The organism is Moraxella sp. CTOTU47618, assembly GCF_032017425.1.
GTDB classification, from domain to species: domain Bacteria; phylum Pseudomonadota; class Gammaproteobacteria; order Pseudomonadales; family Moraxellaceae; genus Faucicola; species Faucicola tetraodonis.
In genome coordinates this window covers 197,969-220,948 of record NZ_DALZPW010000001.1, presented here as the reverse complement: position 1 = coordinate 220,948, position 22,980 = coordinate 197,969, and the positions used below count along the sequence as shown (strand labels likewise).

Below are 22,980 nucleotides of genomic sequence, written 5' to 3'. Positions count from 1 at the left end.
ACTTTAAGAACGATAATCAGCATTGATTTTGACATACTCATATGATAAATCACAGGTATAGACGGTATCACTCGCCTGCCCGCGACCCAGTTCAATGTGAATGGTAATTTCAGGACGCTTCATCACCTCGCTGCCACGCGCCTCGGTATAGTCGTGTGCCAAGCCGCCACGCTCGCAGATACGCACATCATCGAGTGATACCGCCACTTTTGACTGGTCGAGCATCACGCCCGCTTTACCTACCGCTGCCAAAATACGCCCCCAATTTGGGTCACTGGCAAAAAATGCGGTTTTTACCAGCGGTGAATGCGCTACTTCATACGCGATTTTGGCACATTCTTCAGAGGTTTCACCACCTGTCACTTTGACCGTAATAAATTTGGTTGCCCCTTCACCATCGCGTACAATTAATTGAGCGATTCGAATCATCACATTGTTAATCGCTTGATAAATCGCTTGATAATGCGGGTGATTTTCACTGTCAATCATCTCTCCAACTTGTCCTGTGGCAATCAACGTACAGCAGTCATTGGTCGAGGTATCGCCATCCACTGTGATGCGGTTAAATGACTGATTCACCGTGTCGGTCAAGATATTTTGTAGCAATGATTTCTCAATGTTGGCATCGGTTGCCACAAAGCCAAGCATGGTCGCCATATTGGGGCGAATCATGCCCGCGCCTTTTGAGATACCTGTCACCGTGTAAGTTGTACCATCAATTTCCACGATTTCGCTATGTCCTTTTGGGGTGGTATCGGTAGTCATGATACTGTGGGCGGCGCCAAGCCAATTATCGTCGGTTAAATTGGCTAAGGCGCTGTCTAACCCCGCGATAATTTTATCCGCCGGCAGGGTTTCCCCAATCACCCCGGTGGAATAAGGCAATACTTGCTCGGCTGCGACACCGGTTTTTTCTGCCAATGCCACACAAGTGGTTTTGGCACGCTGTTTACCGTCTTCACCTGTGGCAGCATTGGCGTTGCCTGTGTTGACAATCAAATAACGGGGACTGTCTTTGGCGATAAATTCTCGCAGCAACTGTACAGGCGCGGCACAAAATTGGTTTTGCGTGGTGACAACCGCGGTATTTGCGCCCGCTATGATGTCAAAAACCGTTAAGTCTTTGCGCCCTGCGTAGCGCACGTGGGCTTCGGTGATGCCAATTTTTATCCCTTTCACTGGGTGTAATTTTACAAGTTCGACATTGCCAACTGGCATGAGAGCGCTCCTTACTGTTGTTTAATTGATTAATCCAAAAAATCTGCCCAAATCGGGGCATGGTCGCTGGGTTTATCCATGGCACGCAAATCATAGCTGATGCCTGCACCGTTGAGCTTATCCGCCAAATCAGGCGTCATCAAAATATGGTCAATCCGCAGCCCCCGCTTTGGCTCATCGTCAAATCCCTTGCTGCGATAATCAAACCAGCTCAGCGCTTGACCGTCGGCATATAACGCCCGATAAGTATCATGCAAATCTGTCGCAAGCAGGGCTTGGTACCACTCTCGCTCCTCTGGCAAAAACGAGCATGTGCCATTTTTTAGCCAACGTTTGACACTATCCTCGCTAATGCCAATATCAAAATCAAGCGGCGCAATATTCATATCCCCCATCAAAATCATACTGCGATGTTCTGCTTTAAGCTGCAAAATATAGTCGGTTAAATCAGCATAGAATTTGCGCTTCATCGGAAATTTGGTTTCATGCTTGCGATTTTCACCTTGCGGGAAATAGCCATTGAGCACATCAATATATTTGCCATTAAAATCATAGCGCGCATGGATAAATCGTCGCTGCGCATCGTCGCTGTCGGTTGGAAAGCCTTTTTGTACAAAAATAGGTTTTTGTCGCGATAATAACGCCACACCATAATGAGATTTTTGCCCAAAAAATTCGACATGATAGCCCAATTGCTGCACGCTCTGCAGCGGAAATGCGTCATCATGTACTTTGGTTTCTTGTAGCCCGATGACATCGGGCGCGATGATATCGCGAATGGCTTCAAGCTGGTGTGGGCGCGCCCGCAATCCATTGATATTAAAACTGACAAAACGCGGCATGTGTTTTCCCCAAATTGATAAATATGTCTTGGTATTGATAAATATGGCTTGGTTAAGCGTTAAATGCCGACTATATTAGCGGATATTGCCCGCAAGCTCAATTTGAAAGCAAATTGGCTCTGCAACACTGAGGTTATGCATGATGAACCCGCAAATAGCAGGTGAAGTTTAAAAAAATTTTGGTATAATCAAAAAACCTTGCACTTTAATCACTGCTAACTTTGCAAAATATTTTTTTCAATTTTTTCTGGCGACGTGCTGACCCTAGACTTAAAAAGACAATATAATGGCTCGAGTTTCTTCTATTACCCGTGTTTTAAAAATCATCGAAGCCGTGTCTGCGGCACAGCGTCCTTTATCCCCGCTGGATTTGTCTGAGATTTTGGATATTCCAAAACCAACCATGCACCGACTGATACAGCAGCTGCAAGAAGAAGGCTTTGTGCGGGTCGATATCAATGGTACTATTGTGCCTGCGTCGCGTACGCGGCATATGGCGATTCATCTGTGGCAAAGCCAGCAAGTGGCGATTCAGCGATTTGCGATTTTGCAAAGACTGGTGGATAAAATCGGTGAAACCTGTGGCATGGCGGTACCCTATTACGTCAACATGGTATATACCGACCGCGTACCTTGTCCTTCTGCCTTACAAGTGTATATGCCCACTGATTCGCAAGCACCCATTTGGTGTACGGCGGCTGGTAAAATCTACCTAAGTACGCTCACAAAAGATGATAGGGTCACGCTACTAAAAAATTTATCGTTAACCGCTATCACCCCTGCCACAATTACCGATAGGGATGTACTCAATCAAAGTCTTGAACAGGTAGCCCAGCAGCGCTATGCAATTTCTGATGAAGAATATATTGCCCAAGCGGTCTCAATTGCTGTGGCAATCAATGACACCCAAGGTCGTTACATCGGCTCACTGTACACAACCGCACCCAAAACACGCAAATCCCTCGAGGATTTGATTGGGTTTGTACCTGATATGCAAAAAGCTGCGGATGATATTCGTGATGCGTTTTTTGGGGAAATTTAAATATTATCCTTGACAGTTTTGACAAGGCAAAGTTAAAACGCTCAAAGCGATTTTATTGATAGATTTTATATAACATGGCGGGGCTTAATCATTTGCTGCCTCATCAATGTGGCAACAAACCCAAATGTTGTAAGCCCTGATAGATACCATCTTCCCACGCAGCTGGACATACATAGTCAGCCGCTGCTTGCACATCGGGATGGGCATTCCCCATCGCCACGCCAAAGCCGACGGTCTGTAACATTTCAATATCATTCACCCCATCGCCGAATGCCATCGCATCTTCAAAATCCAGCCCCAGTTTATTGAGCGCCTGCGCAATGCCGCGTGCTTTCGAGCCTGTCGCATCTAGAATATCGATACCGTTTTTGTGCCAGCGCATGATTTTTAAAGTCGAGGGAAATTCAAAATTTACCTGCGTGTTGTCAGGATGAAATGCCACGACTTGATAAATAGGTATCGACAAATCAATGTCATCATGACGGGCAGTACGGTAAGCTATTTTAAGCGAATTCAAAGCTTCTGACAGCGCATCATCTTCCGCTAACGCGATAATTTCCGTATCGGTCATGTAGGCATAGGATAAATTGTTTGATTCAAGATAATCGGTAATCAGTTTAATTTGCGTAGTGGTCATCGGATAATGCGCTAACAATTCACCTTGGTGGTGACTGCATTGACCGTTGATGGTGACCAGCACATCGATACCCACGGTTTCAATGAGCTCATACACAGCTTTGGGAAATACCGCACGACCCCGACCGGTGGCGATAGCGACCATAATGCCTTGCTGCTTTAATTTTTTAAGTGCCTCAATCGCGGATTGCGGCACCCTTTCTTGCTGCTTGATGTACAACGTGTCATCAATATCAAAAAAGACAATTTTCGGTTTTTTGGGGCGTGCTGTTGGCTTAGACATAATAAAACTGATGCGATAAATTGGGATTGACGCTAATTCTACCCTATTTTTGGGTTAACTTTTGAATTAACGACTAGAAAAAAGCCAGAAAAAAATCCTAGCTTTTTACTAAACGCCAAAACTTATTGCAGAACGTTCGCATCATAATGCGCCATGATGCTTGAGAAATCCTTATCTCCATGTTGCTCGCTATGTTTGCTATACAGAGCCGTCGCTTGGTCAGCCATTGGTGTCACCACCTGGGTATCATTGGCTGTTTGTTTGGCAAGGTTCATGTCTTTGAGCATGAGTTTGCTCATAAATCCACCTGTATAACCACGGCTTGATGGCATGGCATCACCAACATCGGGATGCGGATTACACACTTCCAGCGCCCAGTTACGACCGGTGCTGGCTGACAAAATACTGGCTAAGACTTTTGGGTCTAATCCGTTTTTGGCGCCCAGATTCATGGCTTCGGCTGTCCCTGTCATAATCACGCCAAGCAGCATGTTATTACAGATTTTGGCGACTTGACCTGCACCGACCTCGCCCGCGTGAAAGATATTTTTTCCCATCGCCTCTAAAACGGGTTTGACTTGTTCAAATTGCTTAGCTTGCCCGCCCACAATAAAGCTGAGTGTCCCTGCTGCTGCCCCTGCGGTACCGCCTGATACGGGCGCATCCATAAAATCAATGCCTTTATCTGCCGCGACTTGGGCAACTTCACGCGCATCACTGGCTGCGATGGTGCTACTATCGACTAGCAAGGTATCTTTACCCACCACATCGAGTAAGCCTTTATTGCCATCTTTACCCAGATATACCTCTTTGACATGTTGACCTGCAGGTAACATGGTGATGACCATATCTACCTCTTTGCTTGCGTCCACAGGTGAAGTCGCCACGTTTGCCCCTTGTTTGGCGAGGTCGTCTAGCACGGCGGTGTTTAGGTCAAATACGTTGAGGGCAAAGCCATTTTTGATAAGATTTTCTGCCATCGGTTTGCCCATATTACCAAGCCCGATAAAAGCAATTTTTTTAATGGCTGTTTGTTGATTATTTGGCATATACATTCCTTGTATGTTGTGGTGTTTGTAAACTTTATACAGCAAGTTTGGCTAATTTTGCTGAGAGCGAATCGCTACCCAACCAAGCCTCAAAGGGATGTTCGCTATTGGGAAAAGCTGGCGCAAGATGTGACTGGATATAGCGGGCATCGCATTCATCAAGGGTTTTACGCCATTTTGGCGATTTGTCTTTATCAATCAGTAACGCGCGTACACCCTCACGAAAATCGGGGTAATTAACACAATGTAGCGACGCATTCATCTCTATATATAGCACTTGCTCAAGCGATAATTTGCTGGCATGTTTAAACATCTCAACCGTTAATGCCGCACTAACAGGGCACCCGTGCTGATAAGTCTCGACCGCTTTGGTGAGCCATTTATCCGCTTCGCCGTTGACTTTGGTAAAGTTGTCATCGCGCAACGCTGCATCTATATCATGCACTGAGCCTTTGTTTACTAGCGCTTGGATAGTATTAAAATGCATCATCAAATGACTGTCTGCTAAATGCTCGGTATGATGAATTTTGGCTAAGGCTTGGCTTGCGATATCATGTAAATTGTTGTCAGCTTGCCAATTGGCTTGTTTTAGCGCGTCAAGCACTTTGTCATATTCTGTACTTGCCACGGCATACTCGGCAAGGCTAGAGAAAATCGCATCGTTGGCGTTACAGTTCGCCCCTGTCAAGCCCAAAAACAGCCCAATTTTGGCAGGCATACGCGCCAAAAACCACGAACCTGTGGCATCGGGGTATAAGCCGATGGTAATCTCTGGCATGGCAAAACGGGTGGTTTCGGTGACGATACGATGGCTACACATCGCCATCAAGCCCATACCACCGCCCATGACAATACCGTTACCCCACAAGATAATCGGTTTTGGGTAAAAGTGCATTTGCCGGTATAGGCTATATTCGTTTTCGAAGAATTCAACCCCGTACGGATTGGGCTGCTGCATAGGCACTTGGGGCGGAGTGTCAATCATACTGTCATACAGTTTGCGGATATTGCCCCCTGCACAAAAGGCTTTTTCGCCACTTCCCTTTAGCAAAATGGCGACGATGCTGTCATCGGTTGCCCATTTTGCAAGCTGATTTGCCATCAGTTTGCACATATCGACGCTTAGGGCGTTTAGGGCTTTCGGGTCGTTCAATGTCATCGTGCCGATGTGGTGACCACAGTGGGTGGCTATCGTTTCAAATATTACAGGTTGTTGATTTTCCTCGCTCATTTTTATTTTCCTATTATAGTCCGATATGTACTAAGCATTTATTTGGGTTATTTTCAACAATTTGACAAAACTCAACTAATTGATAAAGTTGCGTTAAAACAGTGGATTTATCAAAAGTTTGAGTTTGGTTAAAACGGTTTAAATCAAATGTTTGGTTTGCATTTTCAAAAAGTACAATCCAAGCCAAAATTAACTTTTTAAAACTAGTGATTTGATTTGGATAAAGCGTATTCACACCTTCAAAATCTAATCCTTGATAAACCACGTCTTTATCATCAACACTAAAGTTAACCCATGCTAAACTATCGGCTAAATATCTAAGTAATTTATCATCAATATAAGTGTAATGATTTTTTATTAATAATTTATTTTCCCATTCTTCATTTAATGGGTGCTCATATGCAAAAACTAAATTGGTAATATCGGTTATGAAGAATAGTTGAATTTCACTCATAAATAGTTTTTGTTTATTTCCACTCTGGCGAGCGTTTTTCAAGGAACGCATTGACGCCTTCTTGTTGGTTATCGCCATCAAATAACTTGATAAATAACTCACGTTCCTTTATCCAGTTAAAACTTGGTGGCTGATAACGTGCCGACATAATCAAGGTTTTACTCGACGCAATCGCATCGGGGGATTGCTTCGCCACTTTTTGAGCCAATTCTAAAGCCGTTTCTAACCCTTTGCCACTTTCCACGACTTCTTCCACCAAACCAATTTGCAGCGCCTTATCTGCCTTGATACGCTCACCGCATAAAATCATACGTTTTGCCCAGCCTTCACCCACCAGCCACGGCAAGTTTTGCGTACCGCCTGCACATGGCAACAAACCAACAGATAGCTCAGGGAGTGCCATTTGGGCATGACTTTCAGCAATGCGGATATCACAGGCAAGCGCACACTCAAGACCGCCGCCCATTGCATAGCCGTTGATACAGGCTATCGACACGCCACGGAAGCTTGATAACGCTTCAAACGCTTCGCCAAACGCCATTGCCATCTCCGCGGCTTGTCCTTTGTCACCACTGGCAAAGCTGTTTAAATCCGCCCCTGCACTAAAGAACTTTTCGCCATCGCCATGCACCACCAAAGCGGTGACTTGCTTGTTGGCGTTTAAATCGCTAATGAGCTGCTTTAAACTGGCTAAGCTGTCCTTTGTCCAAGTGTGTGCAGGCGGATTATTGAGCGTCAAAACCGCAATGTGATTGTCGATGGTTAATTTTAAATTGGTGTAATTTGACATGGTAAATTCCTTTTAAAATGCCTTTAAATTCATTGCAATCTTGCTAACGCCCCATCTTCCATCATTTTGCGAGACACAATCATCCGCATCACTTCATTGGTGCCTTCTAGGATTTGATGAACGCGCAAATCGCGTACATGACGCTCTAGCGGATATTCTTGTAGATAGCCATAGCCACCGTGTAGCTGAAGCGCTTGGTTGGCGATATCAAAACTCAAATCCGTGGCAAGGCGTTTTGCCATCGCACAATACGCCGTGGCATCGGGCGATTTGCTATCCAAATGATACGCCGCCAATCGCACCATCTGCCGAGCCGACACCAGATGGGTGAGCATATCGGCAAGTTTAAACTGCACATTTTGGAATTGGTCGAGGGTTTTACCAAACTGGCTACGCTCCTGTACATACTGCACGGCACGGTCAAGGGCAGCTTGAGCCGTACCCACCGCGCAAGTGGCGATATTGATACGCCCACCATCCAAGCCTTTCATGGCAAAGGTAAAGCCCTGTCCTTCTTCACCCAGTAGATTTTCGGCAGGGACTTTGACATCGGTAAAATGCACTGCCGCGGTCGGTTGGTTTTTCCAACCCATTTTATGTTCATTTTTGCCATAGCTGATGCCATCGCTGTTGGCATCGACGATAAAGGCAGACACGCCTTTTGCCCCATTGTCCGAGGTGCGCGCCATCACCACAAGCACATCAGTCGCCCCTGCCCCAGAGATAAACATTTTTTGCCCAGTAATGTGGTAATAGTTGCCTTGTTTGACCGCTTTGGTTTTTAATGAACCCGCATCTGAGCCAGCATTGGGCTCTGTCAAACAGTAGCTACCCAATTTTTCGCCCGCTAATAATTCAGGCAAGTATTTTTCGGCAACCTCAGGTTTGGCAAACTCGCCAATCATCCAAGCGACCATGTTATGAATAGTCATGAATGCGGCAGTTGAGGTATCGCCATACGCCAGTTTTTCAAAGATAATCGCCGCATCAAGGCGCGGCAAGCCCAGTCCGCCAAAATCAGGGTTGGTGTAAAGCCCCATAAAGCCCAGTTCACCTGCGGCTTTGAACACCTCTTTAGGAAAATAGCCTGTGGCATCCCATTCGGCAGCGTTGGGTGCTAGCGATTTGGCGGCAAATTGGGCAGCCAAATCGGCAAAGGCTTGTTGGTCTTCGGTAAGGGAAAAATTCATATCGTGACCCTAATTTTAAATTTGGTTGAAAACAAAGGCGCGATGAATACGCCTTTTATGCCATTGAAAATTATATTATTTTAGTGAAATTGTGGTATTAACGCCTTTACTGGCTTCATCATCAAACCAACGGGCGGTGACGGTTTTGGTTTGGGTATAAAACTGCACCGCTTGTTTGCCATAAGGACCTAAGTCACCCAACTTACTGGCGCGAGAGCCGGTGAATGAGAACATCGGTAGTGGCACAGGAATGGGTAAATTAATACCGACTTGCCCCACATCAATATCTTGTTGGAATTTATGCGCTGCCGCACCTGATTGGGTAAAGATAGCCGTGCCATTACCGTTTGGATTAGCATTGATAATGGCAATCGCTTCATCTAGGCTATCGGCGTACATGATATCAAGCACCGGTCCAAAGATTTCTTCCTTATAGCAAGTCATATCGGTAGTGACGTTATCTAAAATAGTCGGTCCGACAAAGTTACCGTTTTCAAAGCCTTCGACCTTGATACCACGACCATCGAGCAGGACTTGTGCGCCTTCATCTGCGCCCGCTTGGATTAGACGTTCAACACGCGCTTTTGCCGCTTGAGAAATCACAGGTCCTAAGTCTTTGTCATCTTTACCGGCTGCCACCACCAATTTTTTGGCACGTTCCACGATGTCACCCACCCAGTTTTTGGCTTCACCGACTAGAATCACCACGGATAACGCCATACAGCGCTGACCTGCGGCACCAAATGCGGCACCGGCTAGTTGGTTAAGACATTGCTCTTTATTGGCATCGGGTAGAATGACCGCATGATTTTTTGCCCCCATCATACATTGGACACGTTTGCCTGCTTGACTGGCGCGGTTATAGACGTGTGTACCAACTGCGGTTGAGCCGACAAATGAGATGGCTTTGATATCGGGGTGGTCACAAATAGCATCAACGGTGTCTTTGCCGCCATGCACCACGTTTAATACGCCTTTTGGGATTCCCGCTTCGAGCGCCAGCTCTACCAATCGCATGGTGACCATCGGGTTTTGTTCTGATGGTTTTAATACGAAGGTGTTACCGGTGGCGATTGCCATTGGGAACATCCAAAGTGGAATCATGGCGGGGAAGTTAAACGGGGTAATACCTGCACACACGCCAAGTGGTTGCTGAATATTATACATATCCACGCCAGTCGCTACGTTCTCGATAAATGCGCCTTGTTGCAGGTTGCCAATGCCTGAGGCATGTTCGACGACTTCAAGACCACGGAACACATCGCCTTTAGCGTCTGCTAGGGTTTTGCCTTGCTCTTCGGTGAGCATGGCGGCAAGCTCGTCCATGTTGTCACGAATCAGTTGTTGGTATTTTAAGAAGATGCGCGAGCGGGTGTTGATTGGGGTTTTGCGCCAGGTTTTGAACGCTTCTGCAGCCGCCGCGACTGCTTGGTTGATTTCATCGGAGGTAGTTTGGGGTACTTTGGCAATCACTTGTTGGGTAGCTGGGTTGGTCAGGTCAATCCACTCGCTAGTGGTTGATTCGACAAATTCGCCGTTGATGAGTTGTTTTACAGTTTGGGTAGTCATCGTAACAATCCTTGTTTTTACCTTGTTGGGTGTATAGCGTTTGATAGCGTTAACGCGTTGCAAAACAGTGTGAATGAGTTGGGGGATACTGTCAATCATACTTAATTACTTAAGTAGTTTTTCTGGAGTAGCTCTGCTAGAGTGGTTTTGCTGGGCGGCTGCCATAGGGTTAATGACAATAATCTTTGAGGCCAGCTCACCTTTGCTGCGAGCGCCCAGTTTTTTCATTAAGTTGGCTTTATGCACTTCAATGGTTCTAGGGGATAAACCAAGTAACTTACCAATCTCTTTACAGGTATAGCCATTGACCACATACTGCGCAATTTGGGCTTCACGTGCGGTGAGCTGGGATTCGGACGATACTTGCGGTTTTTTTTCAAAATGCCAAATTGCCAGTTTGAAGGGGTCATCTGGGGTTAAGGTGCGTCCGTGGGTGGTTGCCCAAAATATCTCCCCTGTTTTGTGACGCATAAAGCGCTCATCGCAGTAATGCATATTGGTCTGTAATCCCAAACCTGTTAATGCTTCTTTGCCAATTTTTTCAAAATCTTCGACACTGGGAAACAATTTTTGCATCGATTGATTGAGTAGCTCATGGTGCGCATAACCGAACAAATTGGCAAAGGCATCGTTGAGCGCTTTGATACGCCGATAGCTTAATACCACTATCGGCGTGGGCGCGTGCTTAAAAGCCAGTACGGCATAATTTTCCATCACAATCGCCCCTGATTTTTAAGCCCTGACAACTTATTGGTGGACAACTTAATTGCCATTAATAATCCGCCATCGCTTGTCTGACCGCCTCAATCGCAGTTGGGTCATCAAGGGTACTCATGTCGCCTGTTTCTTTGCCTTCCGCCAGTGCCTTGATAGAGCGGCGTAAGATTTTGCCTGAGCGAGTTTTGGGTAAAGCTTTGGGAAAATAAATAGCCGCAGGTTTAGCCAAGGCGCCCAACTGTCTTGCGACCTCGCCCACGATTTGCTGCTCAATGCGGAAACGGTTTTCGGTTTCTGCTACTAAGTCATGATTTTTTAGAATACAAAAGGCAATGGGTAGCTCACCTTTAAGCTCATCATGGATGCCAACCACCGCTGATTCGGCGACTTCGGGGTGATGACCGATGGCTTCCTCGATTTCCTTGGTACCCAAACGGTGACCTGCCACATTGATGACATCATCGGTTCGCCCTAGAATATAGTAGTAGCCGTATTCATCCATCACCGCATAGTCTGATGTTGCGTATTGTTTGCCATCAAGTAGTGAAAAATAGCCATTGATAAAACGCTCATCATTTCGCCAAACGGTGGCCAAACAACCGGGTGGTAAAGGTGCGGTTAACACCAGCATGCCTTTTTCATTGGCTAGGCAGGGTTCGCCTGTGGTTTCATTGATGACTTTGGCGTCATATCCAAACATCGGATAGCCGGGTGTGCCTTGTTTGTGTGGCTTGTGGTCGGGATTGCCTGCAAATTTTGGGGCATGGCTTAGGATGGGCCAGCCCGACTCAGTTTGCCAATAGTGGTCAATAATTGGTACGCCCATGTGACCTGTTAGCCACTCGGCCGTTGGCTCATCGAGTGGCTCACCTGCCAAGAAGAATGATTTTAGGCTTGAGATATCGTGACGGCTCATCCACATTTCGTCTTGTTTACGTAGCATCCGCACGCCTGTCGGTGCGGTTAACAAAATATTGACTTTATTGGCTTCGACAATTCGCCACCAAATCCCCGGGTTTGGCGTGGTTGGCAAGCCTTCATATATGATACTGGTCATGCCGGTCAGTAAAGGGGCATAGATGCTAAACGAATGACCCACTGCCCAACCGATATCCGAAATCGCCCAAAACGTCTCGCCAGCATTACCGTTATAGACAAAATCCATCGCGGTGGCTAGGGCTACTGCATGACCGCCTGTATCGCGTTGTACGCCTTTGGGTGTGCCTGTTGTGCCAGAGGTATATAATAGATACGATGGCGCATTGGACTCTAGCCAAACACAATCGACTTTGGCATTGTTGTCGGCACTTATCGCCCGCTCGGTGGCATAGTCGATGTCGTGCGGCTCAGCCGTGTATGGCATAATGCCACGGTCAACCACTAGCACATTGGTTTTGACTTTGGCTTCTTCCACCGCTTTATTGACCAAGTTTTTATAATTAATGAGCTTGCCACCGCGCAGCCCTGCATCGACCGTAATCACCATTTTGGCTTCGGCATCATCCATGCGTACAGCGAGGTTATGCGAGGCAAATCCGCCAAATACCACTGAATGAATCGCCCCGATACGCACACAAGCTAGCATGGCATACGCTGCTTCCAAAATCATCGGCATATAGATGACAACACGGTCGCCTTTGTCGATGCCATGACGTTTTAGCACATCGGCAAAATAGTTTACTTCTTTGTATAAATCGTTGTAAGTTAAACGGCGTTTGGCATAGTCGGTATACAGTTCAACAGGGTTGCCGAGTGCCTTAAAAGCTTTCTGAATATTGGGGTAATTATCAATCATTTCAGCATTGATTTCGGTAGACACCCACACAAAGGCATCTTGCTCTGCTCGGTTTTCAAGGTGGCGGTCGACCATGTTGTAACACAAATTGGTTTCCCCACCGACAAACCATTTGGCAAAGGGCAGCTTACTATCATCTAAAATTTGGGTAGGTTGTTGATGCCAATAGATTCGCTTGGCTTGCTCGCCCCAGAAGGCTTGTTTGTCGTTGATGGATTGATTGTATAAGTCAGAGAAATTCATTGGCTGTCCTTAGCTAGAATCTTAACGGATGGTGAAAGTCGCTTGCAGGTTTGGTTTTTAGAGGTTGGCAAAATATCTTATTGCTTGGCAAAGCCTATCATTGTACTCATTGCATGAATTCACTCCTTGAATTCATTTTATAAATTCAAATGATACGTTTTGTATCGTTTTGAATATAGCAAATAGACTCGCTAACGTCAAGTCTCGTCAGATTAATTTTAAATTTTTTATATTTCGAATTTTTAACGATTAGTATTTCTTATGGTGATGATAGTTTGTGCTAACATAATTGTCCTGTTACACTTTTTAGACTAAAGCAAATAAGGGAAAAGTCATGAGCCAGACCAACGCCAACCCAGCTGAAAATGAAAACAGCCTTGCACCGCCTCACGTTTTAAGCTTAACCCCTTTAAACTCGCATCCGTCAAATACGGCACTCGTTGAGCTTATCGATAGTGATAAAGACTCACCTTTGCTAGCGGACACCCAGTTACTTAGCCGCGTGCTGATAACGGTCGTTGAGCAGCAAACCTCAGAACCGGTCAAACAAACCATTAATAAACTGTTAAATGGCGAAGACCCCCAGCAGACTATTCAAGCCATTTTGCCAACGCTCAACCATCAACAGCGCAAGAATCTCATTCGGGCTTGCGGCTTATTTGCGCAAGTGTTTAACATCGCCGAAGACATGCACCATGAGCGCCGCCGCCTTGCCCACGAACAAGACGAATCTGCCTCAAAAAGTAGTTTTGCCCATGTGATTGATGAATTAAAAGCCCAAGGGATTGACAGCGATGAGTTGCAAGCACAGCTTGATGATACCTTTATCAGTGCGGTATTGACCGCGCATCCGACCGAAGTACAGCGTCAAACGATTTTATCACTGCGCCGTCAAATCCGTGCTTTACTTGAGGAATACCACACTGCGATTGGCTACCAACGTCATCGTATCGAGCAGCAACTAGAAGCCACGTTATTGTCGCAGTGGCAAACCAATGAAACCCGCCATTTTAAAATTACTGTCAAAGATGAAATCGACAATGGCATTGCCTATTTTGATTTAAGTTTTTTTGAAGCCTTGCCAAGTCTGTATCGCAAATTAGATTATCAGTTAAAAGAGCGTTTCCCCGACACTGACATGCCAAACTTACTTAATATCGGTGGTTGGATTGGTGGCGACCGTGACGGCAATCCGTTTGTGTCAGCCGATACCCTTCGCTATGCGTTCAAACGCCAAGCGGCGACGGTGTTTTACTTTTATCGTGACCAACTGGGCAAGCTATATCAAGAGTTGCCGCTATCTATCCGCCATGTGAAAGTGAGCGATGCGGTACTGGCACTCTCCGAGCAATCCAAAGAAGATAATATCTCTAGAGAAGAAGAGCCTTATCGCCGCGCCATCGGGTTTATCTCGTCACGTTTAGTCGCTACCTCGCATACGTTTGATTTGTCTTACGGTTGTCGCTTTGGACTTAGTGAGCCCTACGCTGATTGTGACGAGTTTTTAGATGATTTGTACGTCGTTTATCAGTCATTGGTGGATAATGGCAGTGAGTTACTGGCTAACGAACGACTCACCGATATCATCCGCGCGGTGGAAGTATTTGGTTTTTATTTGATGCCATTGGACTTGCGCCAGTTTTCAGGGATTCATGCCGAAACGGTTCACGATTTGTTCAAACATGCCGATTTGGAAGATTATCTTTCTTTGTCTGAATCCGCACGTCAACGTGTGCTACTGCGTGAATTGGCAACTGCGCGTCCTTTATACAACCCCTATATCACTTATGAGCCACAAACCCAGCGTGAGCTAGAGATTTTTCAGGCCGCAGCCGATATCAAAAATCGCTTTGGTGACAGAGCGATTACCCAAAGCATTATCTCCAATGCGGAACAAGTAAGTGATTTGTTGGCATTGGCGTTATTATTGAAAGAATCAGGGCTATTATTGGTCAAAGATGGCGTACCCGTGAGCCGTATCAATATCGTACCTTTGTTTGAAACCATTGAAGCGCTGCAAAACAGTACCCGCATCATGAGTGAGTTACTAGATAAACCTTGGTACAAATCGGTGCTAGCCAGTCGTGACAATCTACAAGAGATTATGCTCGGTTATTCAGACAGTAACAAAGATGGCGGTTATGTCACCAGTCAATGGTCGCTATACCAAGCTGAAATTCAGCTGGTCGAAATGGCAGAAAAATATGCCATTCAGCTGCGTCTATTCCACGGTCGCGGCGGTAGCGTGGGTCGTGGTGGTGGTCCGTCATTTGAAGCGATTTTGGCACAACCAGAAGGCTCAGTGGATGGTCAAATCCGTATTACCGAGCAAGGGGAAGTTATTACCGCAAAATATGCCGATGCGGGCAACGCGGAACGCAACCTTGAGACGCTGATTGCTGCAACGCTAAAAGCGAGCCTATTGCCAAGCCATAGCGAAAGCCCTGATAGCGACCTAATGAATCAATTATCGCATGAAGCCTTTAATTGCTATCGCGCGCTTATCACTCAGCCGTATTTTATTGACTATTTCTTGCAGACAAGTTTGGTCAAAGAAATTGCCAGTTTAAATATTGGCTCACGTCCTGCTAGCCGCAAGTCTTTGGCACGTATTCAAGATTTGCGCGCGATTCCTTGGGTATTTTCTTGGATGCAAAATCGCTTGATGCTGCCAGCGTGGTATGGCTTTGGCACCGCAGTCGAAAAACTGATTGCAGATAACCCAGAAAACTTAGCAAAACTGCAACACAACGCCCAACACAGCGCCTTTATGCAAGCCATGTTATCAAATATGGCACAGGTGATGGCGAAAACCGATATCGAAATCGCCCAAGCCTATGTTGAGCTTGCCAACAATACCACTGAAGCCAACGCTATTTTTGCACTTATTACTGCAGAATATCATCGCAGCCTTAAAGCCTTGTTGACACTCACCAATAAAGAAACGCTACTGGATGATAACCGTACATTGGCACGCTCACTTGCGCTACGCTTGCCGTATTTGAATGCCTTGAACTGGTTGCAAGTCGCCTTATTAAAACAACTTCGCGAAGCAACTGCTGATGAAACGACTACTGATGAAAGGTCTACCACTGAAACCACCAATGAAGCGACGAGCGATAATGAAACGTCTTATACCGCAGCGCTTAACTTGGTTCATTTAACTATCAATGGTATTGCCCAAGGCTTAAGAAATACTGGTTAGTAAGTGTTCAAAACAGCCTTAAATTACTTATTTTAAAAAATCGCTGGTTGAGTACTGGCGATTTTTTTATTGATGACAATTAACCCAAATAAACCTTATCAAAATCCAAATGGTGTACCCATTCTCGTAATAGCAATACCTTTGCATAAAACGCTAGGTCATTGGGCATAGCAGGCAAATCTTGCAGCGAGCGATAGCCCGCCAGCACTGCAAAAGCTTTTTCTAGTATCTCAGCCCGAATATAGCCGCCATTGTCATCTTGCTCAAACGCTAGCAAGCGTAAATCCTCTGCCCCTATCACCTTTAATAATTCATCTTTGGGCAATCTGGGTTTTAGCGGTGAAAAAGCATCTTCTATGCGCATAATTGCCGTTTCCCATGCCAATTCGGTGGGTGGCAATGCGTACAATGTCTCTGCAATTACTTTTAGCGTAAGCCCAATGTCCCATAGGTTATCTTGCAACCTTACACTGATGTGTTCAGCATTGACTGTTAACACTAACATAGCACGCCCTTTTGTCATTTTTATTCATTATAGCTTGATTGCAATCAAAATGTGCTCGTTTAACCGGCGGATTTGATTTTATAAAAAAAACCCTTATCTAATAACCATATAAATAAGGGGATAGCCATGTCAGAAATTCAATTTAATGCCAACTTAAAAAAAGCCGAAAACGCTGAGCCACTGACTGAGCAGCAATTAGAGGCACTGGCACAAAAACGCGCCTATTTGCAAGAGCAGGCTGAAGACATCATTGCTATTGCACAATTACAAAACAATTCTGCGCTCAACTGTTTACACAAAATCAATGTCTTAGGCGGTACCTCAGAAAAAGCTTACAGAGCGGTAAATACCCGTATCATAACCGACCAAGATCCACATGGCGCTTATCATGCGGTGGCAATGGCACAATCAACTTCGGATTTGCCATTTGATGTGCCTACCCTCGTAGATATTGTCATTGAGCAAGGTGAGCCAGCATTACAACTGCGGTTGTTAAAGCTATTTGATAGTCAGCCGATTGCTGCCGAGCCGATTCCAAAAATTCGTGACAGTATCAATCAGTTAGGCGACAAAGCGGTGATTGCACAGCTCAATCAGCATTTACTAAATCGTCAGTGATACAAAAACAATAAAGGTTAGGAACACTCCTAACCTTTTTTTATTGATAGATGATTTGACTTTGACAATTAGGGGCATTTAAAGGTGATGGTATATTCATAATCATCATCGCGGGCAAGGGTTTTTTTGCTGCCAAACACGCTGCCAATCATACCTATGGCTTGGTCAGCTGCCCGTCCCATGTTTTCATCCAACACGCCATTATACTGGTAGCTATCGGTCAACACGATGGGCGATTTTCCGCGGCACTGCTCGGTTGCGATATGTAACGCATTTACTTTGGCGATATTTTTGCTTTTGCCTAACCCAGTGGTTTCTAGGATGTTGTTCGCGCGCTGTAGCACGGGTAAATTAGTGGGTGTGCTTTGACAGGCAGATAAACTCATTGCTGCTACCAGCGTGATAGTAGTGATTTTTAATGGGGTGATTTTTAATAAAGACGGTTTGAGAGATGATTTCATGATCTGCAGGCTGTCCCTTTTCAATAGCGGTGTTAAGTTTCTCATCAATTATCAATAATCCAGGCAAACTCACCATTTCAACAATAGAACTTGGTTGATAGCTTGTATTAGTGTGTGGTAAAAAATGAGCCGCCGCAAGTGGTCTTACAAATCATAAAATCCGCGCAACAATTGGCTGCTTTGTTGATTTTCAAACTAGCTATTTTGGGTGAAATTGGTTAGCATGATGGGTGGTTTTTTTAAAGTTTTTTGCTTAGATTAGGATGATTATGCGCTCACCTGCCCATTCACAATTAACCCATTTGCAATTAATAGATGCCCCTTGCGGTAAGCTTGAAGTTGACGCGCTTTGGCAAGCTGATTCAACGGGCGTTGCTAACCCAAACGCCGCGTCGGTTGAGCGTGTTGCCATTCTTTGTCACCCAAACCCATTGCAAGAAGGCACGATGATGAATAAAGTGGTGACCACCATGTATCGTTTTGCCCGCGACCAAAACATGCATGTGGTACGCTTTAATTTTCGCGGTGTGGGTCAGTCAACGGGCGAGTACGGCAATGTGACAGGTGAAATCGAAGACGCGTTAACCGTACTGCAATGGATTCATAGCCAAACTGAGGCGCGTAAGCTATGGATTGGCGGATTCTCGTTTGGCGGATTTATCGCCGCCAAGCTTGCTCAGCTTGTCAATGAACAAGGCGCATTTTTGGGAGTGGATGATTTTGACATCACTGATTTGGCATTGATTGCCCCTTCTATTGAAAAAAACGACACCTCAGATTTGTTAATACCCACTGCACAAACCTTTATGATTTATGGTGCGAATGATGAAGTGATTGCGCCAAGCTCGCTACAACAATTTGGGGAAAACTTTGGTATTCAAACGCACATCATTGACGATACAGGGCACTTTTTTCATGGTAAATTAGGGGAATTAAAACAGCTGCTTGAAGCGCTAAGTAGCAAATAACGCAGTTTTTATTTTATCCTAGTTCCTGATTTGTGTTTTTGATGGGTGTTTTTGATTCAAATTTTTGGTGTATTTGACATCGTGAGCTATTTGGCAGTTTAATGCAGTCTATTTAATCGCATCTATTTATTTAATACCCCTACGTCAAAGCACGTTGAAATGAAAATTTGACAACTTTTTAATTTACGCTGAGAGATAACATGCCCAACTCAAATTTACGACCCTTACGACGCTATGAGCTTGCGCTAAAATCTGGTGAGTTTAGCGAAGACGCACAGCAGCGCGCTGCGATGACTTATTTGGACAATGTCTATGAACAAATCATGGAAAACCGCGCCAAACAACGTGGGCTGTTTAGCTTTTTAAGACGTACTGAGCCGCCCAAAGGGCTGTATATGTGGGGCGGTGTGGGTCGCGGTAAGACTTGGATGATGGATATGTTTTTTGAGTCGGTGCCTGCCGACAACAAAATGCGCCAACACTTTCATCACTTTATGAAGCGGGTGCACGCCGAGCTCAACAAGCTACAAGGTCAACAAGACCCGCTACAAAAGGTCGCCGATATCATCCATAATGAAGCAGATGTGATTTGTTTTGATGAATTTTTTGTCTCCAATGTCTCCGATGCGATGATTTTGGGCGATTTGTTTACCATGCTATTTAAAAAAGGCATCACCTTGGTTGCCACATCAAATATCGCACCAAATGGCTTGTATAAAAACGGTATTCACCGTGACCGTTTTTTACCTGCCATTGCCGAAGTCGAAAAAAACTGTACGGTCATGAACATTGACAGTGGCATCGACTACCGTCTGCGCGTATTGCAGCAAGCCGAACTTTACGTGTCGCCATTGACCAAAGAAAACATCCACTGGCTTGCCAACCGCTTTACCGCGTTAAGCAACAATCAACACATTATCCAAGACCCCATTCATATCAATGGTCGTGATATCGCCATCAAAGGTCGCACCGAAAACACCTTGTACATTGATTTTAGGGCATTATGTATGCAGCCGCGCTCGGCCAGCGACTTTATTGAAATCGCCAATGAGTTTAGCACGGTGCTGGTGGACGATGTGCCCATACTCAACGATATTATCGCTGATCCGACAAGGCGCTTTATTTACCTCGTCGATGAGTTTTATGATCGCCGCGTCAAGCTTTTGGTACGTGCAGAACAGCCGATTTTACAACTGTACGATGGGCAAAAATTGGCGTTTGAAATTGAGCGTACGCGTTCACGGCTGTTAGAGATGCAATCAGAAGAATATCTCAAAGCGGAACATCGTTTGGACGAGATAAAAAAAGAAGATATGACCATTTAAATAATCCAAAGCCTTAATTGTTATACAGGTGAGTGGCTTTAACGATGTATATTCCCAAAGATTTTTCCCAAACCGATTTTGAAGCCGTTAAAGATTTTATTGCTCAGTCGCCATTAGCAAATATAATGGCATTAACCGGCGATTCGGTTGAAATCTGCCCTGCTTTGCTACTTTGGCAAGTAGATGAACAAAATCCGCTTGGCTATCAACTTAAACAAACTAACCCCTGTCATAAGCCTTGGTCTTTAAGTGATGCGCCAAGTGACTATATCAATGCCATGTGCCGCGCGATTGTGGGGGTTAAATTGAACATTGATAATTTTGAAGCCAAATTTAAACTTAGCCAAAATAAAACTTTGGATAATCAGCAAGGCGTGATTGACGGTTTAACACAACTGCAATCGGCGACAGCGGATAATATGGCAACGCTAATCAATAACCTCTTTAAGGAATAAAAATGACAAATTCAGAAATTTTAGACTTTATCAAATCGCGCCGTTCAATCGGCAATCTCGTCGCCCCTGCCCCCACCCGCGAGCAAGTCGAACAAGCGATTGAAGTGGCGCTATCCGCCCCCGATCACAAGGATTTAAACCCCTACCGTTTTATCGTACTTGAAAACCAAGCGCTCAACACCTTAGGCACGGCGTTAAAAAATGCCGCGATGGCACAAGGTGAAACCGATGAGAAAACCCTCGCCAAAGCGGAAAATATGCCGCTGCGTGCGCCGATGATTATCGCGTGTGTGACCGATTTTAAATCCCATGATAAAGTCCCCCATTGGGAACAAATAGCGGCAAGTAGTTGTGCCGTGCAAAATCTCCTGCTTGCCTTGTCGGCACAAGGGTTTGCCACCGTATGGCGCACCGGTCCACTTGCCAATGCGCCTGCAATCAAACAGCTGTTTAATGTAACCGTTGATAACCAAGTCATTGCTTTTGTCTATGTTGGCACAGCCGTGTCGACCATCCCGCCGCGTTCTAAGATAGACGTCACACCATTTATTGTTTATGATAATGGCACAAACTAACGGCTAAGCTAGCCGTTTTTATATTTTGCTCATGTAAAGGGTGCCCTGTTGTCAGTATTTGCAGGACAAGTGGATTCAAGGATTTTCAATGAAAAAACCCCAGTTAGCAACCAATCTAAGTGAAAATTTAGAAAAGCTGAATGTCAATCGTGAAAAAGCCAGCAAGCTGTTTGCCGACGTCATTGAAAAAGCGGTCAAAAAGTCTAAACCTGACACCCCAGCGGTGCTAGAGACAGACTTAGACAATCAGCTCGCCAACCAACCTGCGCCCCTCAAAATTGCCGTGCTGGGCGGTGGTAGTTTTGGTACGGCAATGGCAAATTTATCGTCCAAAAATGGCTGCGAAGTCACGCTTTGGGTACGCGATAAACGCAGCGTCAAATCGATGCAAAAAACCCATATCAACAAAAAATACTTGCCCGACCATAAGCTTGACGAGCGCCTGCAATTTACTCATGATTTGCAAGCAGCCGTCAAAGGTAAAGATTTGATTTTTGTGGCAGTGCCTAGCGCTGCTTTTCGCGAAACCTTACAAAAAATTGCGCCTTTTATCAGCGCTCAAGCCATCGTGTCTTTAACCAAAGGTATGGAAAAAGATACCTTTGCGCTAATGAGTGATGTGATCGCAGATGAATTGCCCAATGTGGCTTTTGGCGTGATGAGCGGCCCCAATCTCGCCAAAGAAATCATGAATAATATGCCGTCTGCCACCGTGATTGCCAGCCAATCTGCAGCGCTACGGCTTGCCGTGCAGACAGCGCTGCACAGTGCGTTTTTTCGCGTGTTTGCCAGTGATGATTTAATTGGCGTGGAGCTTGGCGGCGCGCTTAAAAATATTTATGCCATCGCCATGGGCATGGCCGCTGCCTATGACATCGGGGAAAACACCAAAGCCATGATTTTAACCCGCGCATTGGCTGAGATGAGCCGATTTGGCGTCCAAGCGGGGGCTAATCCGCTGACCTTTTTGGGGTTGTCGGGCGTGGGTGATTTGTATGCAACTTGCTCATCGACCTTAAGCCGTAACTACCAGATTGGTAATATGCTAGGGCGTGGCATGAGCCTTGACCAAGCCATCAAAAAACTGGGGCAAACCGCTGAAGGGATTAATACCATCCAGCAGGTGAATGAAAAAGCCATGAAAGCGGGTATTTATATGCCGATTACCCATGCCTTGCACGATATTATCTATGAAGACAAAGCGCCGCTTGGGGTTGCATTAAACTTGATGGAAGCAGGATTTAGAAGTGATGTGGAATTTGTCATGCCGCATCAAGTGCAGCCAACGCATAACTGACAAACATAACTTTAAATATTTTTAGGTAAATACATGCAATTAATTTTAGTTCGTCATGGCGATGCAGGCGCTTATACCCTGCCAGACCATGAAAGAAATTTATCAGCACTGGGTCAAGCCCAAGCTTCACAGACCGCAGCGTGGCTTGCTGAGAACTTTGAGCCCGATCATTTTATCGTCAGTCCTTACAACCGCGCCCAGCAAACCCTTGCCCAAATCCAGCAATTTTTTCCCCATGTGCCTGTGACCACGTATGAGGGCATCACCCCTGATAACGATGCAGACATCGCCGTGGATGCGCTAGGCGAATTGGTTGGCGACTGCATGGTGGTGGTTTGTCATATGAATATCATTGCTAAAATTGCCCATATTCTCACGGATGAACCCCTAGAGGGTTTTGCGCTGGCTGAAGCGCGTGTATATGATATGGGTATATTGGCACCCAGTCTTGCCGCTGAGATCAAACGTTTTGTTCCCACCTGTTAGGTGATTTAATTTGTCAATTTTGTGTA

At 45.5% G+C, this 22,980-nt stretch carries 22 protein-coding genes; 9 read left to right on the top strand and 13 right to left on the bottom strand.

Features of this window, described 5'->3' with window-relative positions; genetic code table 11:
• Positions 1-3: 3 nt before the first annotated feature.
• Both argJ and xthA read right to left on the bottom strand, forming a co-directional pair.
• Positions 4-1,218 (bottom strand): bifunctional glutamate N-acetyltransferase/amino-acid acetyltransferase ArgJ, encoded by a 1,215-nt coding sequence (gene argJ / locus RTS09_RS00980; RefSeq protein WP_312533417.1) that lies wholly within the window; start codon positions 1,216-1,218, stop codon positions 4-6.
• Positions 1,219-1,247: 29 nt separating this feature from the next.
• On the bottom strand, positions 1,248-2,060 hold the full coding sequence (gene xthA, locus RTS09_RS00975; protein ID WP_099833852.1) for an exodeoxyribonuclease III: 813 nt from the start codon (positions 2,058-2,060) through the stop codon (positions 1,248-1,250).
• Between the two features lie 286 nt (positions 2,061-2,346).
• On the opposite strand from xthA, the gene RTS09_RS00970 reads away from it, so the two are divergent.
• On the top strand, positions 2,347-3,102 hold the full coding sequence (locus RTS09_RS00970; protein ID WP_312533411.1) for an IclR family transcriptional regulator: 756 nt from the start codon (positions 2,347-2,349) through the stop codon (positions 3,100-3,102).
• A gap of 103 nt (positions 3,103-3,205) precedes the next feature.
• Here the strand turns inward: RTS09_RS00970 and RTS09_RS00965 are convergent, their stop codons facing one another.
• From RTS09_RS00965 to RTS09_RS00925, 9 genes are all read right to left on the bottom strand, one after another.
• The gene (locus RTS09_RS00965; RefSeq protein ID WP_007116823.1) at positions 3,206-4,021 is read right to left on the bottom strand and encodes a Cof-type HAD-IIB family hydrolase; all 816 of its coding nucleotides are present in this window, start codon (positions 4,019-4,021) and stop codon (positions 3,206-3,208) included.
• A gap of 122 nt (positions 4,022-4,143) precedes the next feature.
• On the bottom strand, positions 4,144-5,070 hold the full coding sequence (gene mmsB / locus RTS09_RS00960; RefSeq protein ID WP_312533407.1) for a 3-hydroxyisobutyrate dehydrogenase: 927 nt from the start codon (positions 5,068-5,070) through the stop codon (positions 4,144-4,146).
• A 34-nt stretch (positions 5,071-5,104) separates the two neighbouring features.
• The gene (locus RTS09_RS00955; RefSeq protein ID WP_312533404.1) at positions 5,105-6,301 is read right to left on the bottom strand and encodes an enoyl-CoA hydratase/isomerase family protein; all 1,197 of its coding nucleotides are present in this window, start codon (positions 6,299-6,301) and stop codon (positions 5,105-5,107) included.
• A 13-nt stretch (positions 6,302-6,314) separates the two neighbouring features.
• Entirely contained in the window at positions 6,315-6,806 is a 492-nt protein-coding gene (locus RTS09_RS00950; protein WP_157797661.1) for a hypothetical protein, read from the bottom strand.
• Positions 6,769-7,545, bottom strand: coding sequence for an enoyl-CoA hydratase (locus tag RTS09_RS00945; RefSeq protein WP_312522795.1), 777 nt, complete (start codon positions 7,543-7,545; stop codon positions 6,769-6,771). The genes RTS09_RS00950 and RTS09_RS00945 overlap by 38 nt, the downstream gene beginning before the upstream one ends.
• A 29-nt stretch (positions 7,546-7,574) precedes the next feature.
• Complete coding sequence (locus RTS09_RS00940) at positions 7,575-8,735, bottom strand: acyl-CoA dehydrogenase family protein (protein WP_312533400.1); 1,161 nt, start codon at positions 8,733-8,735, stop codon at positions 7,575-7,577.
• A gap of 75 nt (positions 8,736-8,810) precedes the next feature.
• Entirely contained in the window at positions 8,811-10,304 is a 1,494-nt protein-coding gene (locus RTS09_RS00935; protein WP_284033921.1) for a CoA-acylating methylmalonate-semialdehyde dehydrogenase, read from the bottom strand.
• Between the two features lie 105 nt (positions 10,305-10,409).
• Positions 10,410-11,018 carry a PAS domain-containing protein gene (locus RTS09_RS00930; RefSeq protein ID WP_312533397.1) on the bottom strand — a complete coding sequence of 203 codons (609 nt, stop codon included), beginning with the start codon at positions 11,016-11,018 and terminating at the stop codon, positions 10,410-10,412.
• 58 nt (positions 11,019-11,076) lie between these two features.
• Positions 11,077-13,059 (bottom strand): propionate--CoA ligase, encoded by a 1,983-nt coding sequence (locus tag RTS09_RS00925; RefSeq protein WP_312533394.1) that lies wholly within the window; start codon positions 13,057-13,059, stop codon positions 11,077-11,079.
• 334 nt (positions 13,060-13,393) lie between these two features.
• On the opposite strand from RTS09_RS00925, the gene ppc reads away from it, so the two are divergent.
• Entirely contained in the window at positions 13,394-16,264 is a 2,871-nt protein-coding gene (ppc, locus tag RTS09_RS00920; RefSeq protein WP_312533389.1) for a phosphoenolpyruvate carboxylase, read from the top strand.
• A gap of 79 nt (positions 16,265-16,343) precedes the next feature.
• On the opposite strand, the gene RTS09_RS00915 is transcribed toward ppc, so the two are convergent.
• The gene (locus RTS09_RS00915; protein ID WP_312533387.1) at positions 16,344-16,769 is read right to left on the bottom strand and encodes a hypothetical protein; all 426 of its coding nucleotides are present in this window, start codon (positions 16,767-16,769) and stop codon (positions 16,344-16,346) included.
• Positions 16,770-16,895: 126 nt separating this feature from the next.
• Here RTS09_RS00915 and RTS09_RS00910 point away from each other — a divergent pair, with 126 nt between their 5' ends.
• Positions 16,896-17,387 carry a hypothetical protein gene (locus tag RTS09_RS00910; protein ID WP_138018949.1) on the top strand — a complete coding sequence of 164 codons (492 nt, stop codon included), beginning with the start codon at positions 16,896-16,898 and terminating at the stop codon, positions 17,385-17,387.
• Between the two features lie 68 nt (positions 17,388-17,455).
• On the opposite strand, the gene RTS09_RS00905 is transcribed toward RTS09_RS00910, so the two are convergent.
• Complete coding sequence (locus tag RTS09_RS00905; RefSeq protein WP_312533383.1) at positions 17,456-17,848, bottom strand: hypothetical protein; 393 nt, start codon at positions 17,846-17,848, stop codon at positions 17,456-17,458.
• Between the two features lie 269 nt (positions 17,849-18,117).
• On the opposite strand from RTS09_RS00905, the gene RTS09_RS00900 reads away from it, so the two are divergent.
• From RTS09_RS00900 to sixA, 6 genes are all read left to right on the top strand, one after another.
• Positions 18,118-18,816, top strand: a complete 699-nt coding sequence (locus RTS09_RS00900) for an alpha/beta hydrolase (protein WP_312533381.1) — start codon at positions 18,118-18,120, stop codon at positions 18,814-18,816.
• A gap of 200 nt (positions 18,817-19,016) precedes the next feature.
• A complete protein-coding gene (zapE, locus tag RTS09_RS00895; RefSeq protein WP_312533378.1) occupies positions 19,017-20,141 on the top strand; it encodes a cell division protein ZapE in 1,125 nt (374 codons plus the stop codon).
• A gap of 44 nt (positions 20,142-20,185) precedes the next feature.
• The gene (locus RTS09_RS00890; RefSeq protein WP_312533375.1) at positions 20,186-20,596 is read left to right on the top strand and encodes an FMN-binding negative transcriptional regulator; all 411 of its coding nucleotides are present in this window, start codon (positions 20,186-20,188) and stop codon (positions 20,594-20,596) included.
• Positions 20,597-20,598: 2 nt separating this feature from the next.
• Entirely contained in the window at positions 20,599-21,171 is a 573-nt protein-coding gene (locus tag RTS09_RS00885; protein ID WP_312533372.1) for a nitroreductase family protein, read from the top strand.
• Positions 21,172-21,259: 88 nt separating this feature from the next.
• Positions 21,260-22,468: an NAD(P)H-dependent glycerol-3-phosphate dehydrogenase gene (locus tag RTS09_RS00880; RefSeq protein WP_050324307.1), complete on the top strand. Its 1,209-nt coding sequence runs from the start codon at positions 21,260-21,262 to the stop codon at positions 22,466-22,468.
• Positions 22,469-22,501: 33 nt separating this feature from the next.
• On the top strand, positions 22,502-22,954 hold the full coding sequence (gene sixA / locus RTS09_RS00875) for a phosphohistidine phosphatase SixA (protein WP_159374555.1): 453 nt from the start codon (positions 22,502-22,504) through the stop codon (positions 22,952-22,954).
• The last annotated feature ends 26 nt before the right edge of the window (positions 22,955-22,980 follow it).

Bases quoted from the DNA above. Each gene is read 5' to 3' on its own strand.
- RTS09_RS00950 (WP_157797661.1), bottom strand. From the start codon at position 6,806: ATGCGTTCCTTGAAAAACGCTCGCCAGAGTGGAAATAAACAAAAACTA.
- RTS09_RS00885 (WP_312533372.1), top strand. From the start codon at position 20,599: ATGACAAATTCAGAAATTTTAGACTTTATCAAATCGCGCCGTTCAATC.
- mmsB (WP_312533407.1), bottom strand. From the start codon at position 5,070: ATGCCAAATAATCAACAAACAGCCATTAAAAAAATTGCTTTTATCGGG.
- RTS09_RS00955 (WP_312533404.1), bottom strand. From the start codon at position 6,301: ATGAGCGAGGAAAATCAACAACCTGTAATATTTGAAACGATAGCCACC.
- RTS09_RS00930 (WP_312533397.1), bottom strand. From the start codon at position 11,018: ATGGAAAATTATGCCGTACTGGCTTTTAAGCACGCGCCCACGCCGATA.
- RTS09_RS00945 (WP_312522795.1), bottom strand. From the start codon at position 7,545: ATGTCAAATTACACCAATTTAAAATTAACCATCGACAATCACATTGCG.
- zapE (WP_312533378.1), top strand. From the start codon at position 19,017: ATGCCCAACTCAAATTTACGACCCTTACGACGCTATGAGCTTGCGCTA.
- RTS09_RS00880 (WP_050324307.1), top strand. From the start codon at position 21,260: ATGAAAAAACCCCAGTTAGCAACCAATCTAAGTGAAAATTTAGAAAAG.
- ppc (WP_312533389.1), top strand. From the start codon at position 13,394: ATGAGCCAGACCAACGCCAACCCAGCTGAAAATGAAAACAGCCTTGCA.
- RTS09_RS00890 (WP_312533375.1), top strand. From the start codon at position 20,186: ATGTATATTCCCAAAGATTTTTCCCAAACCGATTTTGAAGCCGTTAAA.
- RTS09_RS00970 (WP_312533411.1), top strand. From the start codon at position 2,347: ATGGCTCGAGTTTCTTCTATTACCCGTGTTTTAAAAATCATCGAAGCC.
- RTS09_RS00900 (WP_312533381.1), top strand. From the start codon at position 18,118: ATGCGCTCACCTGCCCATTCACAATTAACCCATTTGCAATTAATAGAT.
- RTS09_RS00965 (WP_007116823.1), bottom strand. From the start codon at position 4,021: ATGTCTAAGCCAACAGCACGCCCCAAAAAACCGAAAATTGTCTTTTTT.
- RTS09_RS00940 (WP_312533400.1), bottom strand. From the start codon at position 8,735: ATGAATTTTTCCCTTACCGAAGACCAACAAGCCTTTGCCGATTTGGCT.
- argJ (WP_312533417.1), bottom strand. From the start codon at position 1,218: ATGCCAGTTGGCAATGTCGAACTTGTAAAATTACACCCAGTGAAAGGG.
- RTS09_RS00915 (WP_312533387.1), bottom strand. From the start codon at position 16,769: ATGTTAGTGTTAACAGTCAATGCTGAACACATCAGTGTAAGGTTGCAA.
- RTS09_RS00905 (WP_312533383.1), bottom strand. From the start codon at position 17,848: ATGAAATCATCTCTCAAACCGTCTTTATTAAAAATCACCCCATTAAAA.
- RTS09_RS00935 (WP_284033921.1), bottom strand. From the start codon at position 10,304: ATGACTACCCAAACTGTAAAACAACTCATCAACGGCGAATTTGTCGAA.
- xthA (WP_099833852.1), bottom strand. From the start codon at position 2,060: ATGCCGCGTTTTGTCAGTTTTAATATCAATGGATTGCGGGCGCGCCCA.
- RTS09_RS00910 (WP_138018949.1), top strand. From the start codon at position 16,896: ATGTCAGAAATTCAATTTAATGCCAACTTAAAAAAAGCCGAAAACGCT.
- sixA (WP_159374555.1), top strand. From the start codon at position 22,502: ATGCAATTAATTTTAGTTCGTCATGGCGATGCAGGCGCTTATACCCTG.
- RTS09_RS00925 (WP_312533394.1), bottom strand. From the start codon at position 13,059: ATGAATTTCTCTGACTTATACAATCAATCCATCAACGACAAACAAGCC.